Source organism: Aquabacterium fontiphilum (genome assembly GCF_009909205.1).
Lineage (GTDB): Bacteria > Pseudomonadota > Gammaproteobacteria > Burkholderiales > Burkholderiaceae_C > Aquabacterium > Aquabacterium fontiphilum.
In genome coordinates, this window is sequence record NZ_JAAAPN010000008.1 from 46968 (window position 1) to 68987 (window position 22020).

At 66.4% G+C, this 22020-nt stretch carries 20 protein-coding genes; all 20 read left to right on the plus strand.

What is annotated here, in order from left to right:
- The first annotated feature begins 11 nt into the window (after nucleotides 1-11).
- The 20 genes from GTZ97_RS10680 to GTZ97_RS10775 all read left to right on the plus strand — a co-directional run bounded on the left by GTZ97_RS10680 (nucleotide 12) and on the right by GTZ97_RS10775 (nucleotide 22019).
- Nucleotides 12-338 carry a (2Fe-2S) ferredoxin domain-containing protein gene (locus tag GTZ97_RS10680; protein WP_161650619.1) on the plus strand — a complete coding sequence of 109 codons (327 nt, stop codon included), beginning with the start codon at nucleotides 12-14 and terminating at the stop codon, nucleotides 336-338.
- 6 nt (nucleotides 339-344) lie between these two features.
- Nucleotides 345-995 carry an alpha/beta hydrolase gene (locus GTZ97_RS10685; protein WP_161650620.1) on the plus strand — a complete coding sequence of 217 codons (651 nt, stop codon included), beginning with the start codon at nucleotides 345-347 and terminating at the stop codon, nucleotides 993-995.
- Between the two features lie 298 nt (nucleotides 996-1293).
- Nucleotides 1294-2379 carry a D-alanyl-D-alanine carboxypeptidase family protein gene (locus GTZ97_RS10690; protein ID WP_236651163.1) on the plus strand — a complete coding sequence of 362 codons (1086 nt, stop codon included), beginning with the start codon at nucleotides 1294-1296 and terminating at the stop codon, nucleotides 2377-2379.
- 14 nt (nucleotides 2380-2393) lie between these two features.
- Entirely contained in the window at nucleotides 2394-2714 is a 321-nt protein-coding gene (locus tag GTZ97_RS10695; protein ID WP_161650622.1) for an HP0495 family protein, read from the plus strand.
- Between the two features lie 81 nt (nucleotides 2715-2795).
- On the plus strand, nucleotides 2796-3122 hold the full coding sequence (gene yajC / locus GTZ97_RS10700) for a preprotein translocase subunit YajC (RefSeq protein WP_161650623.1): 327 nt from the start codon (nucleotides 2796-2798) through the stop codon (nucleotides 3120-3122).
- 6 nt (nucleotides 3123-3128) lie between these two features.
- Complete coding sequence (secD, locus tag GTZ97_RS10705) at nucleotides 3129-4985, plus strand: protein translocase subunit SecD (RefSeq protein ID WP_161650624.1); 1857 nt, start codon at nucleotides 3129-3131, stop codon at nucleotides 4983-4985.
- A 3-nt stretch (nucleotides 4986-4988) separates the two neighbouring features.
- A complete protein-coding gene (gene secF / locus GTZ97_RS10710; protein ID WP_161650625.1) occupies nucleotides 4989-6014 on the plus strand; it encodes a protein translocase subunit SecF in 1026 nt (341 codons plus the stop codon).
- A gap of 11 nt (nucleotides 6015-6025) precedes the next feature.
- Nucleotides 6026-8398 (plus strand): DUF1631 family protein, encoded by a 2373-nt coding sequence (locus GTZ97_RS10715; RefSeq protein WP_161650626.1) that lies wholly within the window; start codon nucleotides 6026-6028, stop codon nucleotides 8396-8398.
- Between the two features lie 137 nt (nucleotides 8399-8535).
- The gene (locus GTZ97_RS10720; protein ID WP_161650627.1) at nucleotides 8536-10113 is read left to right on the plus strand and encodes a type IV pilus biogenesis protein PilM; all 1578 of its coding nucleotides are present in this window, start codon (nucleotides 8536-8538) and stop codon (nucleotides 10111-10113) included.
- Nucleotides 10110-10811 (plus strand): hypothetical protein, encoded by a 702-nt coding sequence (locus GTZ97_RS10725; protein WP_161650628.1) that lies wholly within the window; start codon nucleotides 10110-10112, stop codon nucleotides 10809-10811. The genes GTZ97_RS10720 and GTZ97_RS10725 overlap by 4 nt, the downstream gene beginning before the upstream one ends.
- Nucleotides 10808-11236, plus strand: a complete 429-nt coding sequence (locus GTZ97_RS10730; protein ID WP_161650629.1) for a hypothetical protein — start codon at nucleotides 10808-10810, stop codon at nucleotides 11234-11236. Before GTZ97_RS10725 ends, GTZ97_RS10730 begins: the two co-directional genes overlap by 4 nt.
- On the plus strand, nucleotides 11233-12984 hold the full coding sequence (gene mshL / locus GTZ97_RS10735; RefSeq protein WP_236651144.1) for a pilus (MSHA type) biogenesis protein MshL: 1752 nt from the start codon (nucleotides 11233-11235) through the stop codon (nucleotides 12982-12984). Before GTZ97_RS10730 ends, mshL begins: the two co-directional genes overlap by 4 nt.
- A gap of 8 nt (nucleotides 12985-12992) precedes the next feature.
- Nucleotides 12993-14702, plus strand: a complete 1710-nt coding sequence (locus tag GTZ97_RS10740) for a GspE/PulE family protein (RefSeq protein ID WP_161650630.1) — start codon at nucleotides 12993-12995, stop codon at nucleotides 14700-14702.
- Nucleotides 14699-15928 carry a type II secretion system F family protein gene (locus GTZ97_RS10745; RefSeq protein ID WP_161650631.1) on the plus strand — a complete coding sequence of 410 codons (1230 nt, stop codon included), beginning with the start codon at nucleotides 14699-14701 and terminating at the stop codon, nucleotides 15926-15928. The genes GTZ97_RS10740 and GTZ97_RS10745 overlap by 4 nt, the downstream gene beginning before the upstream one ends.
- A complete protein-coding gene (locus GTZ97_RS16995; RefSeq protein ID WP_330863592.1) occupies nucleotides 15925-16461 on the plus strand; it encodes a prepilin-type N-terminal cleavage/methylation domain-containing protein in 537 nt (178 codons plus the stop codon). Before GTZ97_RS10745 ends, GTZ97_RS16995 begins: the two co-directional genes overlap by 4 nt.
- Nucleotides 16462-16595: 134 nt before the next feature.
- A complete protein-coding gene (locus GTZ97_RS10755) occupies nucleotides 16596-19667 on the plus strand; it encodes a DUF6701 domain-containing protein (RefSeq protein WP_161650632.1) in 3072 nt (1023 codons plus the stop codon).
- Entirely contained in the window at nucleotides 19648-20139 is a 492-nt protein-coding gene (locus GTZ97_RS10760; protein ID WP_161650633.1) for a pilus assembly FimT family protein, read from the plus strand. Before GTZ97_RS10755 ends, GTZ97_RS10760 begins: the two co-directional genes overlap by 20 nt.
- A complete protein-coding gene (locus GTZ97_RS10765) occupies nucleotides 20129-20593 on the plus strand; it encodes a type IV pilus modification PilV family protein (protein WP_161650634.1) in 465 nt (154 codons plus the stop codon). Before GTZ97_RS10760 ends, GTZ97_RS10765 begins: the two co-directional genes overlap by 11 nt.
- Nucleotides 20593-21510, plus strand: coding sequence for a PilW family protein (locus GTZ97_RS10770; RefSeq protein ID WP_161650635.1), 918 nt, complete (start codon nucleotides 20593-20595; stop codon nucleotides 21508-21510). Before GTZ97_RS10765 ends, GTZ97_RS10770 begins: the two co-directional genes overlap by 1 nt.
- Nucleotides 21507-22019 carry an MSHA biogenesis protein MshP gene (locus GTZ97_RS10775; protein ID WP_236651145.1) on the plus strand — a complete coding sequence of 171 codons (513 nt, stop codon included), beginning with the start codon at nucleotides 21507-21509 and terminating at the stop codon, nucleotides 22017-22019. The genes GTZ97_RS10770 and GTZ97_RS10775 overlap by 4 nt, the downstream gene beginning before the upstream one ends.
- Nucleotide 22020 lies beyond the last annotated feature (1 nt).

The following is a 22020-nucleotide window of genomic DNA, read 5'->3' on the forward strand; positions in this document are numbered from 1 at the left end:
ATGCCGCCACGATGTCTTACTACCAGCGCCACATCTTTTTCTGCCTGAACCAGCGCATCAACGGCGAGGCCTGCTGCGCCGATCACCCGGCCAAGGCCGCGTTTGACCATTGCAAGGCCCGCGTGGCTGCCGCCGGCCTCAATGGCAAGGGCGGTGTGCGGGTCAACAAGGCGGGCTGCCTGGACCGCTGCGCGGGCGGGCCGGTGGCTGTGGTCTACCCCGAGGGCACCTGGTACACCTTTGTCGACAACAGCGACATCGACGAGATCGTCGAGCGCCACCTGCAAGGTGGTGAAGTCGTCGAACGGCTGGTGTTGCCTGATGACGTGGGGCGCTGAGCGGCCATGATCGGACGCCCCGCATCCACCCTGATCGACGGGCCGGCCGGGCCGATCGAGATCGTGGTCGAGTCGCCGGACGCGGCTCCGCTGGGGCTGGCCGTGGTGGCGCACCCGCATCCACTGATGGGTGGCACGATGGACAACAAGGTCGTGCATACCCTGTCGCGGGCCCATGTGGCGGCAGGCTGGACGGCCGTGCGCTTCAACTTCCGCGGCGTGGGGCACTCCGGCGGTGCGCACGACGACGGCGTCGGCGAAACCGACGACCTGCTGGCTGTGCTGCAGCACCACCTGAGCCAGTCGCCCTGGCAAGGGCGGCCCTGGGCCCTGGCCGGTTTTTCGTTCGGGGGCTTTGTCGCAGCCCGGGCGGCCGAGGCCATGGCCCACCACGCGCCTGCTGTGGTCTCACTGGTCAGCCCGGCCACATCCCGTTTCAATGTGCCTGTCGTCCCCGCGGCCACCTTGGTCGTTCAAGGTGAGGCGGACGACGTCGTCCCGCTGGCGAGCGTGCTGGACTGGGCCCGCCCGCAGGCGCTGCCGGTCACGGTGGTGCCCGGTGCGGGGCATTTCTTCCACGGGCAGCTGCCGCTGCTGCGCCAGATCGTTGGACATCACCTGCGCGCCCAGGCGCCAGGCGTTGTTGCGGCCGCGTGAACCGCGGGCTGGCGCCGCCCGCTGGCGTCATCCTGCGTTGGCCGCCCGCGGCGGTCGGCTGGTCTGATTTTTCTGTCTGCATCCCATGAGCCACTTCCTGCAAGCCCAAGCCCGAGTCATTTCCCCCTTTTCCCGCAAAGACCCGCGCGCCAGCCGCCGAGCCGCCGTGACGTTGCTGGCTGCAGCGAGCTTGCTGGCCGCTACTCCGTCGTGGGCGCAGCCGGCGCCGGCAACGCAGGCGGCCCCTGCTGCCACCGTCCGTTTCGACCTGGGCGGGTTCGTGCAGCCCACGGTCGGCATGCCTGCCCCGCCCGAAGTGGCTGCCCGTGCCTACATCCTGCAAGACCTCAGTAGCCGCCAGACCCTGGCCGCACGCAACGCCGACCAGCCGGTCGAGCCGGCGTCGCTGACCAAGCTGATGACCTCTTACCTGGTCTTCCAGGCCCTGCAGTCGGGCAAGCTGACGCTGGAACAGACGGTCACCGTCTCGGAGCGTGCCTGGCGCACCGGCATGACGGGCGCCTCGCGTACCTTCATCCAGGTCAACAGCCAGGTCAAGGTCGACGATCTGCTCAAGGGCATGATTGTTCAAAGCGGCAATGACGCCACGGTGGCGCTGGCCGAGGCCGTGGGCGGCACGGTCGAGGTCTTTGTCGACATGATGAACCGCCAGGCGGCCCAGTTCGGCTTGAAGCAGACCAGCTTCCGCAACCCCGAAGGGCTGACCGCTCCGGGCCATGTGAGCACCGCCCGCGAACTGTCCGTCATCGCGGCCCGACTGATTGCGGATTTCCCCCAGGCACTGCAGTACTACAGCATGAAGGAGTTTGCCTACAACGGCATCCGTCAGCCCAACCGCAACCTGCTGCTTTATCGCGACCCGACGGTCGATGGCCTCAAGACCGGCTTTACCAGTGCGGCGGGCTACTGTCTGATCAGCACGGCGCGGCGCAGCGGGCCGGCCGGCGAGCGCCGCCTGTTGAGCGTGGTCGTGGGCGCCGCCTCGACCGAATCGCGCGCCAATGAGAGTCAGAAGCTGCTGAACTGGGGCTACAGTGCCTTCGATGTGGTCAAGCTGTTCGACGCCAACCAGGCGGTGACCACTGCGCCGGTGTGGAAGGGCCGGGATGCCACCGTGCCGCTGGGACGCACCTCGCCCATCATGGCGGTGGTGCCGCGGGGTCAGGCGGCCCAGGTGCGTACGCAGGTGACGCGCAATGACCCGCTGCTCGCCCCCTTGAATCAGGGGCAGGTCGTCGGCACCTTGCGCATCAGCCTGGGTCAACAGCCCTGGCAGGACTGGCCGCTTCAAACGCTCAAGCCGGTGCCGCAGGCCGGCTGGCTGGGGCGCACCTGGGACGCGCTGCGCCTGAGCATTCAATGACATCCGAGGTCACCATGAGCCCTGACACGCCGCAGACACCGCCCGCCCCCACGCCATCGGGCGCGCCGCCCCGCGCCGACGAATCGCTGATCGACTATCCCTGCGCGTTTCCCATCAAGGTGATGGGCCTGCATCAGGAGGCGTTCATTGAGGCGGTCGTTGCCATCGCGCAGACCCACGACCCGGCTTTCCAGCCACACACGCTCGAGCGCCGACCCTCCAGTTCGGGCACCTACCTGGGGCTGACGGTGACGGTCATGGCGACCAGCCGCGACCAGCTCGATGCCCTCTATCGCGCGCTCACCAGCCACCCGCTGGTGAAGTACGTGCTCTGATCCGCCGCATACAATCCCCGTGCTTGACTGGCCGGCGCACCCCGATCCGGGTGCCTCGGCCCTTTGTTTGAAGGAAACATCGTGTTCATCTCCGACGCCTTTGCCCAGGCCGCCGCGCCGGCCGCCAGCACCTCCAGCAGCCTTCTGAGCATGCTGCCGTTGGTGCTCATGTTCGTGGTGCTGTATTTCGTGATGATCCGGCCCCAGATGAAGCGCCAGAAGGAAATCAAGGCCATGCTGGACGCCTTGGCCAAGGGCGACGAGGTCGTCACCCAGGGCGGAGTGGTCGGCAAGATCACCAAGCTCGGCGACAGCTTCGTCAACGTCGAGGTGGCCAACGGCGTGGAACTGCAGCTGCAGCGCGTGGCCATCGTGCAGGTTCTGCCCAAGGGCACCTTCAGCAAGTAAGCCGCCATGAACCGTTACGCCTGGTGGAAGTACCTCGTCATCGCCGTGGCCCTGGTGCTGGGCTTTCTTTACACCCTGCCCAACTTCTTCGGTGAAGCCCCGGCCGTGCAGCTGTCCAGTGGCAAGGCCACGGTCAAGCTGAGCAGCGATGACACGGCACGTGTCTCGGCCGCGCTCGACGCCGCCGGCATCAAGGCCGATTTCGTCGAGTTCGAAGGCACTTCCATCCGCGCACGGTTCAAGGACACGGACACCCAGATCAAGGCGCGTGACGCCATCCAGCGCGCATTCAACCCCGATGCGACGGATCCGTCCTACATCGTGGCGCTGAACCTGGTGTCGCGCTCACCGCAGTGGCTGCGCACGTTGCACGCCCAGCCCATGTACCTCGGCCTCGATCTGCGCGGCGGGGTCCACTTCCTGATGCAGGTGGACATGAAGGGTGCCCTGAGCCAGCGGCTGGAAGGGGTAACGGGCGATGCCCGTACGCTGTTGCGCGACAAGGATGTGCGTCACAGTGGCATCCGCCGCGAGGGCACCACCGTCGTGATTCGCTTCCGTGATGCCGCCACGCGCAATGCCGCCCGTCCGGTGCTGGCCAATGGCCTGGCCGACCTGGCCTGGGTGGACGCCACCGATGGCAGTGGCGACCTGACCCTGGTGGGGACCCTGCTGCCGCAGGCCGAGCGCGCCATCCAGGAGCAGGCCCTCAAGCAGAACATCACCACGCTGCACAACCGGATCAACGAACTGGGCGTGGCCGAGCCCGTCATCCAGCAGCAGGGCGCCGACCGGGTGGTCGTGCAGCTGCCTGGCGTACAGGACACCGCCCGTGCCAAGGACATCATCGGTCGCACGGCCACGTTGGAAGTGCGCTTGGTTGACGACAGCACCGAGGCCCAGGCGGCGCTCGTGGGCGGCCCGGTGCCGTTTGGCACCGAGCGCTATCTGGAGCGCGATGGCACGCCGCTGATCGTCAAGCGCCAGGTGGTGCTGACCGGCGACAACCTGACGGACGCCCAGGCCGGCTTCGACGAGAACCGCGAGCCTGCGGTGCACCTCACGCTTGATGCCCGCGGTGCGCGCATCTTCCGCGACGTCACCCGCGAGAACGTGGGCAAGCGCATGGCCATCCTGCTGTTCGAGAAGGGCCGAGGCGAGGTCGTGACCGCCCCTGTGATCCGCGGGGAAATCGCAGGCGGCCGGGTGCAGATCTCCGGCCGCATGACGACCAACGAGGCCGCAGACACCGCGCTGCTGCTGCGTGCCGGCAGCCTGGCGGCGCCGATGGAGATCATCGAAGAGCGCACCGTGGGCCCCAGCCTGGGCGCAGAGAACATCGCGCAAGGCTTCAACAGCCTGGTGTGGGGTTTCGTGGCCATCGCCGTGTTCATGACCCTGTACTACATGCTGTTCGGTGTGTTTTCGACGCTGGCGCTCACGGTCAACCTCCTGTTGCTGATTGCCGTGCTGTCCATGCTGCAGGCCACCCTCACGCTGCCCGGTATCGCCGCCATCGCGCTGACCCTGGGCATGGCCATCGACGCCAACGTGCTGATCAACGAACGCATTCGCGAAGAGCTGCGCAACGGTTCCGCGCCGCAGACCGCGATTCATGCGGGCTACGAGCACGCCTGGGCGACGATCCTGGACTCCAACGTCACCACGCTGATCGCCGGCGTGGCGCTGCTGGCCTTTGGCTCGGGCCCGGTGCGTGGCTTCGCGGTGGTGCACTGCCTGGGCATCCTGACCTCGATGTTCTCGGCCGTGTTCTTCTCGCGCGGGTTGGTCAATCTCTGGTACGGACGCCAGAAAAAGCTCAAGAGCGTGTCCATCGGGCAGGTCTGGAAGCCTCAGGAGTAAGCCATGGAATTCTTCCGCATCCGGCGCGACATCCCCTTCATGCGCCATGCGATCGTGCTCAACGCGATCTCGCTGGCCGCCTTTCTGGCTGCCGTCTTCTTCATCGCCACACGCGGCCTGCACCTGTCGGTCGAGTTCACTGGCGGCTCGCTGATCGAGTTGCAGTACACACAGGCAGCCGATCTGCCCAAGGTGCGCAGGGCGGTGGAGAGTCTGAACCTGGGCGATGTCCAGGTTCAGAACTTCGGCACCTCCCGTGACGTGCTCATCCGCATCCCGCAGCGCGATGGCGTGACGCAGGCGCAGGTTGTCGAAGGCGTGTTCAACGCTGTCTGCCAGGCCGAGCAGGGCGCGGTGACGCGCACGGTCGCAGCCGATGGCGAACAGTCTGCCGGCATGCGCTGCACGGCGCAGGCGGCCGAGCCCGTCACGCTGCAGCGCAGCGAATTCGTGGGCCCGCAGGTGGGTGACGAGCTGGTTCGCGACGGGGCCTATGCGCTGCTGGCCACCATCGCGGGCATCATGATCTATCTGGCCATCCGCTTCGAGTGGAAGTTTGCGGTGGCCGGCATCATCGCCAACCTGCACGACGTCATCATCATCCTGGGCTTTTTTGCCTTCTTCCAGTGGGAGTTCTCGCTGTCAGTGCTGGCGGCCGTGCTGGCCGTGCTGGGCTACTCCGTCAACGAGTCGGTCGTGATCTTCGACCGGGTGCGCGAATCGTTCCGCAAGTACCGCAAGATGTCGACGGCCGAGGTGATCGACCACGCCATCACGTCCACGATCAGCCGCACGGTGATCACCCACGGTTCGACCCAGATGATGGTGCTGACCATGCTGATCTTCGGCGGCCCCACGCTGCATTACTTCGCGCTGGCGCTGACGATCGGCATCCTGTTCGGCATTTATTCCTCGGTGTTCGTGGCCGCGGCCATTGCCATGTGGTTGGGCGTGAAGCGAGAAGATTTGATCAAATCCGCCAAGAATGAGGGTGATCCCAATGACCCCAACGCGGGGGCGGTGGTGTAGAGTCGGTCTGGATGGCTTCCGGATCTGCGCGTTCTCTGGCCCTTGCTGCCCGCCTGGCTGTCCTTGAATCGCTGATTCAGGGCGCTGCGGATTTCACCCAGGGGTGCCTCGAAGGCGCGCGCGCGCTGGCCGCCCAGCGCGCCGATCCGGCTGTGTCGCTCAAGCGGCGCGATCTGGTGCTCGATCTGCCTCGCGCCCTGCCTGGCTTGCAGGCCGGCCTGCGCAGCCAGTTGCAGGATGCGACGGTGCGTGCCCGCATGGGCCAGCCTCTGACGGCCATGCAGGAGTCTCGCGGCGTGGACGTGCCGCTCACCCTGGTCGACGACCTGCAGGTCGAACAGGATCTGGCCCGTTCCCGTCTGGTACAGCACATGGCCGATGCCACGCAGGCAGAGGCTGGCGACCTGCGCGCGCGTTTGCAGTCGCTGCGGGGCCAGCTCGACGAAGCCGACACGACCGCAGGCAGCGACATCGCCCATCCCGCCTGGCTCGCCAGCCTGCTGCTGCCGCCCTGGCTGGCCGCAGGGCTCGACCTGTCGCATTGGCAGACGGCCCAGGTGGTGCTGCACCAGGAGGCCGCGCACTGGTTCAATGAGGCTTTGCACCGCGCCAACCAGTTGCTGCGTGACCGGGGTGTGCGGCCGGAACTCAATCTGCGCCCCTTCATCCGCCGCGCGCTGGAAGGGGGCGTTCCCTCTGCGCCCCAGCCCCTGGCCGGTGCGGGCGACCAGGGGCCGCCGACCTACATGGCCAGCGGCCTGATGCGCAGTGGCGGAGTGCACGAAGAAACCCGGCTGATGACCCAGACGCCGGGCCTGCAGCGGCCGGTTGCGTCGCCGCAGCAGGTCCTCGGGCAGCTCAAGCAGACTGTGGCGCGCCATGTGCCGGGCTTCGCGGCGACCGAGCCGGCGGGCGGGGCGGTGCACACCGTGTCTGCCGGCCTGGCGCGGGCCTTGCACGCTGCCAGTGCCAATCAGCCAGGTACGGGCCAGGTGGGGGCGGGTGTGGGTGCGGGTGGGGCGTCGTTCGCCAGTGGCGGTGCGGTTGCGGGCCAGCCAACCTGGGCCGTTCCGCCTGAAACGCCGGAGGGCGTTCAGGTGGCCCTGCACCAGCTGCAGGAAACCCGACAGGCGTTGAAACAGGCCGCGGCCACACCGGCCGAGCGGGCCACCATCGAGGTGGTGGCGTTGATGTTTCAGTCCATCTTGATGGAGGAACGCCTGCCTGCGGGCATCCGTGTCTGGTTCGCCCGGCTGCAGATGCCCGTGCTGCGCGTCGCGGTCAGTGAGCCGGACTTCTTCGCATCTGTCACCCACCCGGCGCGTGTGCTGATTGACCGCATGGGAGCGTGCGTGATGGGCTTTGTCGCAGGCGCTCAGCAGGACGATGACGCCCTGCACCGTGAGATCAAGCGCGTGGTGCAGGTTGTCGAAGCGTATCCGGAGACCGGGCGCAGGGTGTTCCAGACCGTGCTCAATGAGTTCGAACGGTTTCTGGACGGCTACTTCCGTGAGCACAACCAGGCCAGCCGCCAGGGTGTGTCGCTGGCCCAGCAGGTTGAACAGCGCGAAACCTGGGCCATCCAGTACACGATCGAGTTGCGCAAGATGCTGGATCACGTGCCCGTCCACGAGGGTGTGCGCCACTTTTTGTTCAGCGTCTGGGCGGATGTGCTGGCGCACGGGGCGGTCCGCCACGGCCCGGCCAGCGACGAGACGCGTGTCCTGAAAAAGGCCGCTGGCGACCTGATCTGGTCGGCCAGTGCCAAGACCTCGCGAGAAGACCGCGCCGAGGTGCTGCGCCGGCTGCCGCCGCTGTTGAAAGCCTTGCGGGAGGGCATGGCGCAGGCGGGGCTGCCCGTGGCGCGCCAGGACGAGCACATCCAGGCGTTGAACACGGCGCTGGCTGCCGCGTTCACGGCCCGATCCGCCGTGCTGAGTTCGGCCAACCTTGCCGAGTTGATGGCCCGGCTGGAGGCGATTGACGAGGTGCTGCCCGATCTGGGCGAGGTCGAGCTCGATGACGACTTGTTGCGCGACCTCTCGGGACACGATTCCGATGGACTGGAAGTGGTCACCGAAGGTGGCACCATGGCCACCCCCGCCATGCTGGGATGGGCGCGCGAGCTTCAGATTGGCGCCTGGTTCCAGTTGGATTACCGGGGGCGGCAGGAGCCCGTGCAGCTCGCCTGGAGGGGGCTGAACAAGCAGCTGGCGTTGTTTGCGCGCCCTGCAGGCCCGGCGGTGCTGTTCCAGCTGCACCGGCTGGCGGCCTTTCTGCAGGCTGGCCTGATGGTGCCGCTGGAAGACGAGTCGCTCACGACCCGTGCCACCCGGCAAGCGCTGGCCCGCCTTCACGCCGATCCCTCGCGGCTTCAAAGCTGACCACTGTGTCGCCCGCCTGACGGCGTGACGGGCTCGGGTGGGCATTCGAGAATTAAGACACGTTCGGGCATTTATTCGTTCCACTTGGTGGAAGGCGCTCTGTCAGCATCACAACCGTGTGAATGCGGGAGTGCTGCATGTTGTTCCGTCGACCGTCGCGTGCGCCAGGGCACTGGCTGGCAGTGGCCCTCAGTGGGGCCCTGGCGGCGGCTGCCCAGGTCAGCCATGGCGCTCAAGGGCGGCCCAGGCTGGATTGGTTCTGGCGTGCGGACGCCGATGCGCTGTCAACTGCGTTGAAGGCCCTGCAGCGGCAGCATGCCGTCCGCGGAGCACAGCTGGCGGCCGTGGCGCCCATGGAGGCTTACCGCATTCTGGCTGCCGAGGCGCCCGAGGTGCCCCGTGAGGAATGGGCCGACGCGATTCGCTGGTCGTTGCGCGAGCAAGTGGAGTTTCCGATCGATGACGCGCTCGTCGACGTGCTGGCGCTACCGCAAGCCACCCAGATCCGGCAAAGCAACGCCACCCTGACCGTGGCGCTGGCCCGCGAGGGATACAACCAGCTCGAGCTCGCAGCGGACGACCACGGCTTGGCCTGGGCCGCCATCGAGGTCCAGGAGACCGCGTTGCGCAACGTCTGCGCGCTCGGAGAAGAGCCAGACAAGGCGCACGCCCTGCTGGCCTTCGGTGACCAGCAGGCATTGCTGGTGATCACCTTCCAGGGCGAGCTGGTCATGATGCGCCACATCGAAGTCGCGCTGTCGGCCATCACGGCGGCGGACGACACGCGGGGGCAGGCGTTGAGTCGCGCCGCGCTGGAGGTGCTGCGCACGCTGGATACCCATGAGCGCGTACACAGCCAGGCGCCCCTGTCCAAACTGACGGTGGCCTTGCCGCCCGGCTGTGGAGACGACACGCTGGGCCTGCTTGCCGAGTTGATCTACCTGCCTGTGCAGTCCATGGACCTCGCAAGCTGTATGGACATGGGTGGTTTGCCGCCGTCTGCCGAGCATCTCGCCACCCATGCCACGGCGACCGATCTCTGCGCGATCGGCGCAGCGCTGCGCGGCTGGTGTGCGGCCCAGGGGCGACAACAGGTCAAGTTGCTGGACCCGCACAGCGCGCTGACGCAGCCGCCTTCCTGGGGGGCACGCTTCGGCCTGCGTCTGGCAGGTGCGGCGCTCGGTCTGTGCGTGCTGGCCGCTGGCGGCCTCATGTGGGCGGTTGCCGAGGCCAATCAGCGCGCTGAGGCCGCTGAGGCCAGGCTTGCGGAGTTGCAGGGTCAGGTCCAGTCGCTCCCGGAAGACCCCCTTGTCAGACAAGTGGCCTCGCTCAAGCAGCAGGAGGCCGTACAGCGACAGATGCGCGAGGTGCTGCGCGGCAGCGGAGCCGAGGCGTCGACCGGCTACTCGGACTACCTCATGGCCTTGGGGCGACAGGCCCAGGGCTCGCTGTGGATTACCGGGCTGCGCTTGAGCGGCGATGGCCGGGACCTGGAGTTGCGCGGCCGGACCACCGACCCCGCCATGCTGCCGCCCTACCTGGCGCGCTTGCATGGCGAAGAGCGCTTCAAGGGGCGCCGCTTCGCCCAGATGGAGATGCGCGCCGTGGCGGAAGAGGCGGATGTGCCCCAGGGGGTCACCGAGTTCATCCTGCGCGGCCAGATGGAGACCCAGCGCGGTGCTGACGCGCGCGCTGACAAGGAGGCCCAACCATGAGTGCCAACTGGAAGACCTGGTGGCCTCAGGTGCTCATGCGCTGGCGCCAGGGGCGGCGGCTGTTTGACGCGCGTCAGCCCAATGAGCGGCGTTTGATCATTGTGGCGGTGCTGGCCGGGATCTGGCTGGTGTTCGACACCTTCTGGCTCACGCCCGGCTTCAAGCAGATGCAGGACGCGCGCAAGCGCGAACAGACGGCGCAGGCGGCTGCGCAGGCGCTGCAGACCGAACTGCAGCAGCAGGTGATGGCCGCAATCCAGGCCAAGCGGGATGCCGAGAACGAACTCCAGCAGGTGCGTCAGCGCCTGGCAGAGGGCCAGGCCGAACTGGACAGGCAGCAGGCGCTGCTGCTGCCGGCCCGCGAGATGCCGCAGCTGATGCGCGGCCTGCTGGAACAGAATGGCCAGTTGCGGCTGCTGTCCATGCGGACGCTCGCGCCGCAAGAGGTCTCGCTCGTCGCCGATGGGGCCGCGGCTGCGACGGGGCTGCCCGCCATGCTGTACCGTCATCGTCTGGAAGTGACGGTGTCGGGCCCCTACATCGAGCTGCTGCGCTGGATGCGATCGGTTGAGGGCATGCCACGCAAGCTCTTGTGGGACCGCCTGCAATTGGTGGTGACCGATCCCGCGCCGCCTGCGCTGACGCTGGCCGTCCACACCTACAGTCCCGACCGGGACGCGCTGGAGATCTCGCCATGACCCGCCTGCACCTCGTTCGCGTGGCGCTGGTGGCGCTGAGCCTGGCCAGCGTGGCGGTGCACGCCGACCCGCTCATCAACCTGCCTGATCCCACGCGGGCGCCGCCGGGGCTGCGCAAGGCGCCACCTGGCACACCGGCAAGCGCCCCTGGGCTGCGACCCGAGGCCGGTGAGGCCGAGACGCGGCCGCCTCGCCTGCAGGGCATCCAGCGGGATGCCGCCTCTGGCCGCGCGGTGGCCATCCTCGACGGCCGACTTCAAGAGCCTGGCCAGCGGCAAGGTGACTGGACGCTGCAGACCATTGCCGCAGATCACGTGGTCGTGCGTGGGCCGGGCGGACTCTGGCGCCTGCATCTCACCGGCGGACACGACAAGCTGACACAACGCGGAACAGCCGTCGTGGCACCGCGAAAGGAACCATCATGATGCGATCTTCCCTTCCACGCACCGCCCGGACGGCTGGCACCTGGATGGCCCTGATGGTCGGCATTTCCCAAGGCGGCGTGCACGCCGGCGCCGACCGCTTGAGCTTCACGCTCACCTCGGTCCCTGCTGCGGCGCGCGTGGTGGCGGCTGCGCCTGCAGAACTGGCCCAGGTCACCCAGGGCGACGCCGACAGCCCCGTGGTTCAAAGGGTTGCGCCTCGGCCATCGCCGGCCGTGCGAGGCCCTGCGCCGGCCACCGCGCCAGCCCCGGAAGCACGCTTTGACATCGCGGTCCATGAGGCGCCCGCTGCACAGGTGTTCCTGCAGATGGGGCTCAATGGCAGCTACAGCATGCTGGTGTCGCCCGAAGTGACGGGCAACGTCACGCTCAAGCTGCGTCAGACCACCGTGCCCGAGGCGCTGGAAGCGCTGCGTGAGCTTTACGGCTACGACTACCGCATCGCCTCTGGCAACCGGGTCTTTGTCTATCCGAACACGGTGCAGACGCGCCTGTTTCGCATCAGCTACCTGCCCGGCCGGCGTCAGGGCGCGTCCGACCTGCGGGTGAACTCGAACTTTGTCATGCAGGCCAGCAGCGGCGGAAGCGGGGGCGGTAGCGCTGCGGCGGCTGCCGGTGGCGCGAACGCTGGCAGCGCCGACACGACGGCCGTGCGCATGACGACCGACACCAACTTCTGGCAAGACGTCCAGGATTCGCTCAAATCGATGCTAGGCGGGCGGGAAGGCCGCAACATCACGTTGAACCCCGGCGCGGGCGTCATCGTGGTGCGCGCGACGCCGTCGGAGCTGCGCCAAGTGGCCGACTACCTGCGCGCGGTGCAGCTCACGATCGAGCGGCAGGTGATGCTCGAGGCCAAGATCATCGAAGTGCGCCTGTCGGACTCGTCGCAAATGGGTGTGAACTGGTCGCTGTTCCGTCAGGTGTCGGTCAATGGCAACCGTGGCACGGTGGGTACCGTTGGCGTCACCCCCGGCACCACGTTGAGCAACAGTGGCGCGCTGACCAACGCCAACGGCAGTGTGTTGCCCAATGCCCTGGCCACGGCTGATGCGCTGGGCAAAGGCTTCTATGGCCTGGCCTTCCAGTCTGCCTCGTTTGCTGCCCTGGTGTCCTTTCTTGAAACGCAGGGCGACGTGCGGGTGCTTTCCAGCCCGCGCATTGCCACCATCAACAACCAGAAGGCCGTGCTCAAGGTGGGGCGCGACGAGCTGTTCGTCACCAACATCACCACCAACCAGACCAGCAATGGCAACACCACCACCAGTTCGCCCACGGTGACGCTGCAGCCCTTCTTCAGCGGCATCGCACTGGACGTGACCCCGCAGATCGACGACAACGGCACGGTGATGCTGCACGTGCACCCCACCGTGAGCGTCGTGACCGAGCGGCAAAAGCCCATCGACCTGGGCACGCTGGGGCGCTACACGCTGCCGTTGGCCTCGAGTTCGATCAATGAAACCGACAGCATCGTGCGGGTGCGCGACGGCGAGGTGGTGGCCATCGGCGGCCTGATGCAGCAGGACTCGTCCAGCGATCGCAGTGGCGTGCCAGGGCTGAGCGAAGCGCCCGTGGTGGGTGGGCTGTTCCGTCAGCGGAGCAGCAGTCGGAGCAAGTACGAGCTGGTCATCCTCATCAAGCCGACCATCGTCTCGGACGATGGTGGCACCTGGCCGCAGCCCCAAGGCGTGGCGGCTGCCGACGTGACCGAGGCCACTGGCCAACGCTGAGGACGATCATGACGCGCCCGCAACGCTTCCGCCTGGGTGACCTGCTGGTTCAGGACGCCCTTGTCAGTCAGGAACAGCTCGACCAGGCGCTGGGCGAGCAACGCAGCAGCGGGCGCAAGCTGGGCCAGGTGCTGATCGACCACGGCTGGATCACCGAGGCCCAGATCGCCAAGGCCGTCGCGCGCCAGTTGCGGGCGCCCTTCATCGACCTGGCGCATTTTCCGCTGCGACCCGATCTGGCGCAGCTGTTGCCCGAGACCCATGCCCGTCGTTTGCGCGCCCTCGTGCTCGACGACGGCCCCGCTGGCTTGCTGGTGGGTTTTGCCGACCCGACCGACATCTATGCGTTCGATGAGGCGGCGCGCCTGCTCAAGCGCAGCGTCGAGCTGGCCGTCATCACAGAGACCCACTTGCAGACGGCGCTGGACCGCGTCTACAGCAGCAAGCAGGAAATCGAAGGCCTCGCCCGCGAGCTGACCTCGGAGCTGGCCAGTGTCGAATCCGACCTGGGTGATCTGCTTGGCATCGACGCCACCAGCAACGAAGACGCGCCAGTGGTGCGGCTGTTGTACTCGGTGTTCGAGCAGGCCCTGCGCCTGCGTGCCTCCGACATTCACATCGAGCCGCAAGAGAAGCAACTGCGCATCCGTTTCCGCATCGACGGGGTGCTGCATGTGCAGACCGAGGCCGACTCGAAGATCGCCGGCGCCGTGGCGCTGCGGCTGAAGCTGATGTCGGGCCTGGACATCTCCGAGAAGCGCCTGCCGCAGGACGGCCGCTTTGCAGTGCGCCTGAAAGACGGCACGGTGGATGTGCGGATCTCGACGCTGCCGTCGCAGCACGGCGAATCGGTCGTGATGCGCTTGCTGAGCCAGAGCGCGGGCATGCTGGATCTCGCCCGGCTCGACATGCCCCCGCGCATGCGCGAGGCCTTGTCGCGCGCCATCGACAAGCCCAGCGGCCTGATCCTGGTGACCGGCCCGACTGGCAGCGGCAAGACGACCACGCTGTATGGCGCACTCAACGCGCTCAACAGCACCGAGCGCAAGATCATCACTGTCGAAGACCCGGTCGAGTACCGTCTGCCCGGGCTCAACCAGGTGCAGGTCCACGAGAAGATCGACCTGAGCTTCGAGCGCGTGTTGCGCTCGGCGTTGCGCCAGGATCCGGATGTGATCCTCGTGGGCGAAATGCGCGACAAGACCACAGCCGAAATCGGCATGCGTGCGGCCATGACGGGCCACCTGGTGCTGTCGACACTGCACACCAACGACGCGCTGTCGACCCCTGCCCGTCTGATCGACATGGGCGTGCCGCGCTGGATGGTGGCGATGTCGCTGCAGCTGGTGGTGGCGCAGCGTCTCGTGCGAACGCTGTGCAACAACTGCGCCGTGCCCCACGAGCCCACGCCGCAGGAGCTGGTGTGGCTGCGCCAGATGCTGGGCGAAGACGTGGATCTTTCACGCTTGCGCCACGGCAAAGGCTGCGCCGAGTGCAACCAGCTGGGCTTCCGGGGACGTACAGGGGTGTACGAGTTCCTGGAGATGACGCTGCCGCTGATTGAGGCGCTGTCGGATCCGGAGCCCGGCGTGTTCGCCCGGGTCGGCCGACAGCACATGGCTGGTCACACGCTCAAGCGCGATGCGGCCCGGCTGGTGATGGAAGGCCGCACCACGGTGGATGAGGCCATGCGCGTGAGTGCGCAGGTGGATGAATGAGCCGTTTTCACTACACCGCCCGCGGGCCGAACGGCCAGGTACAAGGCACGCAGGAGGCGGCCTCGGCAGCTGCGCTGGCAGGCGACCTGCGCGCTCGTGGGTGGGTGCCGCTGACCATCCGCGAAGATGTGCTGCAGGCAGCCAAGGCAGCTCAAGCAGTCAACGCGCCGGCGTGGATGGCACCCAAGGTCACGCAGACCGACGTGATGCTGCTGAGCAAGCAGATCCACACGCTGTTTAAGGCGGGGGTACCCATCCTCCGTGCTTTAGCGGGCCTGCAGGAAACCGCCACCAACCCGACCTTGCGAAAGGTGATCGGCGATCTGCGAGGTGACTTGGAATCCGGCCTCGAGCTGTCGTCGGCCATGGCACGCCACCCCAAGGTGTTCGACTCGTTCTTCGTGGCCATGGTGCGCGTGGGCGAGGCCTCGGGCAAGCTCGAGGAGGTCTTCATGCGCATGACCGAACACCTCGAGTTCGAGATGTTCATGAGCCAGCAGGTCAAGTCAGCGCTGCGCTATCCCACATTTGTCGTGATCGCGATGGCCGTGGCCATTGGCGTGATCAACGTGATGGTGATTCCTTCCTTTGCCGGGGTGTTCAAGAGCCTGGGCTCCGATCTGCCGGTGCCCACGCAGATTCTGGTGGCCACGTCGAACTTCACGCTGGAGCATGGCTGGAGCATGCTGGGTGCCTTCGTGGTCGCTTTCCTTTTCTGGACGCGCTGGCGCAAGTCGCCACAGGGGCGTCCCATCTGGGATGCGCTGGTATTGCGCATGCCACTGGTGGGCCCCATCGTGCACAAAGCGGCGATCGCGCGCTTCACACGGGCGTTCTCGCTGTCGTTGCGCGCCGGGGTGCCGCTGGAACGGGCGCTGTCCGGTGTGGCGCTGACAGCCGACAACGCCCACCTCACGAAATGCATCGAGGGCATGCGTGAACGCATCATGCGTGGAGAGGCCCTGGCCAGTGCAGCGGCCGGTACGGGGGTGTTCACCCCGCTGGTGCTGCAGATGATTGCCGTCGGTGAAGAAACCGGCATGTTGGACGAACTGTTGGACGACGTAGGGGAGATGTATGCCAACGATGTTCAGTACGCGCTCAAAACGCTGTCGCAGCAGATCGAGCCCATCCTCATCTTCTTCATGGGCGGCCTCGTGCTGTTGCTGGCCCTTGGTGTGTTTCTGCCCATGTGGAACCTGGGCGGCGCCACGATGGGCAAATGAGCGCAGGCGCACGTGAAAAAAGTTCTCAAGCCATGAAATCGACTGTCGATAACCGGGATAACGCCCCCGGCCCCTCCATGAATCTGAACGAGGTACCCACCATGAAACGCACCCAAACCGGCTTTACCATGATCGAGTTGATTGTGGTCATCGTGATTCTTGGCATCCTGGCTGCCACGGCCCTGCCCAAGTTCCTGGATCTGCGCGATGACGCATCCAAGTCCGCCTTGGACGGCGTGGCTGGCAATCTAGGTAGCGCCATGTCCATCAACTATGCTGGCTGCTCCGCCACGAGCCACGCTGTCACCGCCAACAAATGCGTTGCTATCACCAATTGCCGGGATGGTATCGGGCTGTTGCAGGGGGCTACAGCTACAGCTACTCCCGGGCAGTTTACGCTGGGCAACAACACCTACAACATTCCCAGCGTGACCATGACCGGTAACGGGACGCCGGGTAGCTGCAGTGTGACAACAACGGTCGGTTCCACCACCCTGTCGGCGAACTTTTCTGGCGTGGGGGCAGGGCAGTGATGCCAAACCGGCACTGACGCCACCCAATGCGGAAAAAGGCACGCCAGGCGTGCCTTTTTTCATGGTTTGATAGCGTCACGGTTTCTCACAATCGGTTCAGATAGCGTGTGGCGACATGCGTCTGGAGTACACCCATGCTGAACCGTTTCTACAAACTGCTTGGTCAGTGGCTGCTGGCCCTCGGGCTGGTCGGTAGCAGCCTGGGCGCGTGGGCAGGATTGTCGGTCTATACCAGCTGGGGTGCGCTGCCGCCCACCACGGCCGCCAACCAGCGCACAGTCGATTTCAGCACCAACACCATTGCCAGCGAAGGTGCCGGGCGGATGACGTCGGCCACGTCGGTCGGAGATTGCCCGAGGTTTCTGGGGCTGTGTTTGCTCGGAACCAGCCCTGGCAACGTCAGCCTGACTGCCACGAACGCGGGGTTGGCCGGCTTTGCAGGCAACCATGCCGCCATCTCATCGGGTGTCAATGACAACGCCACGTCGCTGCGCATCACCTTCACCAATCCGACACCCTATGTGGGCTTTCTGTGGGGGGTGCAGTTCAACTCCGAGAACACCCAGTTCATTCGGCTCACGCTTGAGAACAACAACGTCGTGATTCTCAAGAACTGCCGCACGTCCTGGGATGCCCAATGCGTTGGCGCCTATGTGTCGGCCAACTGGCTCGCAGATGTGTACAACCTTTTGCTGGGCTGGCTGTTTGGTGATGCCATCCAGTACCACTCTGTCTACGTGCAGTACCAGCCCGACAACGGCGTGCGCATCAAGCAAGTCGAGTTCCAGACCTTTGAGTGCCGCAACTGCGGCTTTTTGTCGGCCGATACCGCGCAGACCATGCGCATCGACTTTGTGACTTATGTGGACGGCGCGGTGGCACCGCACCACCTTCGCCTGTCCACCCCTTCTTCCTCGGTATTCAGCAACGCCGACGTGCCGGTGACGGTGACGGCTTGCGGCAATGCGGATTGCTCTCAGCCCTACATCAACGGCGTGACCGGCACGCTCACCGTGTCGGGGGTGGCTGGCAGCTACACACCGTCTGCGTCTTTCTCGATCCCGGCTGGCCCCGTCAACTCGACCGGCGTCACCTTGCGCTTCACTGCCACGGGCACCGCCACACTGGGCATGTCGGCCCATACGCCCACGCCCACCAACACGCCCCGGTTCTTCTGTGGGATGGGTGTGACGCCTGCCTCCGGCAACAGTTGCAACCTGACCGTGGGTGCGGCACTGCACCATGTCCGCGTCGCCAGTGGTGCTACTGGTCTGACCTGCACACCCAACACCTACACCATCACGGCCTGTTCCAACGCGGACTGCAGCTCGCTGTATACCGGCGGGCTCAGCGGAAGCCTGTCCGTCTCGGGTGGCTCGGTCCACTACCCGACGGGGGCTGCGTTCTCAATCACGCCGGGCGCCAGCAGCACCACGGTACAGGCGCAACTGACGCAGGCCCAGGCCTATACCGTCGGCCTCACCGGCCTGTCGCCCGCGCCCTCCAGTGCCCCGGCCGTGTACTGCGGCATGGGCGCCACGCCCAGCAGTGGCGGCAGTTGCAGCCAGACCATGGCCGAAGCCGGATTTCTGTTCGACGTGCCCAACCACGTTGCAGGCGACAGCCAGTCGGTCAACATCAGCGCCGTGCGCAAGGCAGACAACAGCCTGGCCTGTGCGCCGGCCTTCACCGGCAGCAAGACGGTCAACTTCCGCTGCAGCTACAGCAACCCCACCACAGGCTTCGTACCCGTTCGTGTGGCGGGCAACGCGCTCAATGCGGGCAACAACGCCGCAGCGGTGTGCGACGGCACTGGGCGCAGCGTGGCGCTCAACTTCAATGCCAGCGGGGTGGCCACCGCGGCGGTCGACTATGCCGATGCGGGTGTGGTGGGGCTCACGGCGAGCTACACCGGCAGTGGCGCTGATGCCGGCCTCAGCATGACGGGTGCGGACACCTTTGTGGCCGCACCCGCGTCGTTTGCCTTCAGTGATGTGACGGCCGGGCCCATCAAGGCGGGCCGGAACTTTGCCGCCACGGTGACAGCTGTCAACCGCGCGGGGGTGAAGACCTCGAACTTCGGCCGCGAGACCTCGGCGGCGTCGGCCACGCTGAGCTTCACCCGGCGCCAGCCCACGGGCACCGGCGCCCAGAACGGTACGTTCTCGGGCAGCCTCGGCGCTTTCAGCAGCGGCGTGGCCACGGCCAGCAACCTGAGCTGGTCAGAGGTGGGCAATGCCGACCTGACGGCCACCAGCAGCAACTACCTGAGCTCGGGTCTGAATGTCAGCGGCAGCACGGGCAGCGGCCCGGCGGGTGCCGTCGGGCCCTTTGTGCCGGATCACTTTGTGGTGGAGGTGGGCGCCCAAGCCTGTGGCACTTTCACCTACAGTGGCCAGACCTTCAGCATGACGGTGCGGGCGCGCAACGCCGCCAATGCGGTCGTGGCCAACTTCGACGGCAGTGCCAACACTTCGCCCAACTTTGCTCGGGCGGTCACCCTCTCTGCTGCCACGAATGCGGGGCTGGGCAGTCTGGCAACCACCAGCCTGCCGGCGGCCACGTTCAGTGCGGGCAACGCCACGTTGGCCACTCAGCGCTTCACCTTCACCGACAAGCTCACAGCACCCGCCAGTGTCACCTTGCGTGCCGCCTACACGGAATCGGGCGTGACGGTCAGCTCCGTCGGCCAGACCGAGCAGGGGCCTTCGCTGCGCAGCGGCCGTCTGCGTCTCTTCAACGCCTTCGGCAGCGAGAAGAGCACGCTGGCCGTCCCCATCCAGGTGCACTACTGGACAGGCAAGGCTTGGGCCATCAATGCGGCCGACAGCTGCACGGTGATCCAGACCGGCCATGTCGCCCGGGGGCCATACCGCGATCACAAGGGCGCTGAGACCGCCACGTGGACCACCACGCCGACCGGCAACGTCACCGTGTCGAGCGGCACGGGCAGTCTGGTGTTGTCTGCGCCCACGGGAGGGGCGACCGGCACGGTGGAGCTGGCTGTCAACCTGGGCAGTGCCGCGACCGACCAATCCTGTGCCAGCACCCCGCGTCCGAGCAGCACGGGTGCGCAGCAAGACTGGCTGCGCGCGCTCAATGGCAGCTGCGCGAGCACGCATGACCGGGATCCGTCGGCGCGTGCCACGTTCGGCGTGTTCAAACCCGAAACCAGCAAGGCGGTGCATGCGCAGGACGTGTTCTGATCGTCGCGCGCAGCGTGGGTTCACGCTGACCGAGCTCATCATCATCATGGTGCTGGTGGGCATTCTGGCCGTGAGCGTGATGCCCCGTCTTCAGGCCACGGTCGCCCTGCGCGACGACAGCTGGCGCGATGGCGTGGTCACCTCGCTGCGGTATGCGCAGAAAACGGCCGTGAGCCACCGTCGGCTGGTGTGCGCCACTGTGGCCGACACCACCGTGACGTTGACGATCGCTTCGGCCAATCCGGCGACTTCGTGCAATCAGTCGCTGGCGGGGCCGACCGGCGGGGCGGCGTTTGCCACGGCAGACAACCCGGCCATGCTCACCACGGTCACGCCCGCAGGGGTGCTGTTTTTTCAGCCAGATGGCCGTGTCACCACCACGGGCGCGGGTACCACGGCATCGAATCGCACCATCAGCCTGACCGGCGCCAGCGCCATCACCGTCAGGGGGGAAACTGGCCATGTCGAGTAAGGGGCGCCCGGGCACCCGCGGCTTCACATTGATCGAGATGATCATGGCCATCGTCATCATCGGCGTGGGCCTGGCCGGGCTGCTCAGCGTGTTCAATACCGGCGTGCGATCCAGTGTGGATCCGGTGGTGCGCAAGCAGCTCATGTCGATTGCAGAAGAGATGCTTGAAGAGATCACGCTCAAGCCATTTGCGACGGCGACCAATGTGGCCGCAGCCGGCTGCGCCCGCGCCGTGTTCAATGACATCGGCGACTACAACGGTTATGCGACCACCGGGCAGATCTGCAACTTGGATGGTGTGCCGATCGCCAACCTCAACGGCTATTCGGTGACCGTGGCTGTCGAGCTTGGCACGCTGGAAGGTGTCACGGATGCGCGCCGCATCACGGTCACGGCCAGTCGCGGCAGCGACAGCATCACGCTGATCGGCTGGCGAACCAACTACGCACAATGATGGCGCGCCCCGCTCCACTCCTACGCGGTCCGGCCGTCTCACCGAACCAGCGTGGCTTCACGCTGGTCGAGCTCATTGTGGTCATCGTGATCACGGGCATCATTGCCGCCACCATCGTGGTTTTCGTGCGCCCGGCGCTCGACGCCTACACCGACACCCGCGCGCGATCGGATCTGAGCGACCAGGCTGACACGGCGCTGCGCCGCATCGTGCGCGATGTGCGCACCGCGGTGCCCAACTCCATCCGCATGCCCAATGCGCAGTGCTTCGAACTGGTGCCCAGCATCGGTGGCGGGCGTTACCGTCAGGGGCCGGACGTCACCAACGACAGCCCCCCAGGCTGTAGTTCGCCCAGCGGCACCTGCGCAGCGTTCGTGGATCCCACTCGGTCCGTCACCACCTTTGACACGCTGACCGCGCCGGTGCGCACGCCGTCGGTGGGCGATTGGGTCGTGATCAACAACCAGAACGGCAACGATGTGTACGAGGGCACCAACCGCTCTGCGCTGACAGCCGTGGCCACGCCGACGGCCTCGCAAGGCAAGCTGCGCCTGACGATCAATGCGCTGTCGATTTCACCGGGGTACCGGGCCGGGCGCTTTCAACTGGTGTCCAACAGCGAGCAGGCGGTGTTCTACATCTGCAGCGGCGCCGATGGCACGCTCGATGCCCAAGGCAACGGCAAGGGCACGCTCTATCGGCTCAAGCGCAGCTTCACGTCGACATATCCGACCAGCTGCCCTGCCGTGGGGTCAGCCGATGTGTTGGCCACCCGGGTGCGCAGCTGTACCTTCGTCTATGACCCTAACCAGGGTGCTACCCAGCAAAGCGGCTTCATGTGGATGAATCTGGAGCTGGCCCGCAACGGCGAAACGGCCAGTCTGGCCGTGGGCGCCCACGTGATGAACGTACCATGACCATGCCGGACTTGCAGCAGTGTCAGCCACGTCATCCGCACGCCTGCCGCGTCGGTCGTCAGCGGGGCCTGGGGGTGATCGCCGCCATGGTTGTGTTGGTGATGCTGGCCACGCTGGGGGCCGCCATTCTGCGGCTCACGTGGACGCAGCAGACCACGCTCGCCCAGGATCTGGACAGTGCGCGGGCCTTTCAAGGTGCTTACGCCGGTGCGCAGTGGGGCATGTTCCAGGCGCTGCGGGGAAGCTGGACCACCTGCGCGGGCAGCACGCAGACGCTGGATCTGCGCAGCACCATGGGCGTGCGCGTGACGGTGGTTTGCCAATCGGATTCCTACATCGAAGGCGAAACCAGCGCCGGGACCCCGCGCACGGTTCGGCTCTACACGGTCACGGCCACGGCCTGCAATGGCGCGGCGGCAACGTGTCCTGACAACGCCAGTGTGACGCGGCCCAGCTACGTGGAGCGCGTGCGGGTGGCCAAGGTGGCCAACGTGCTGGAAACCGACTGAA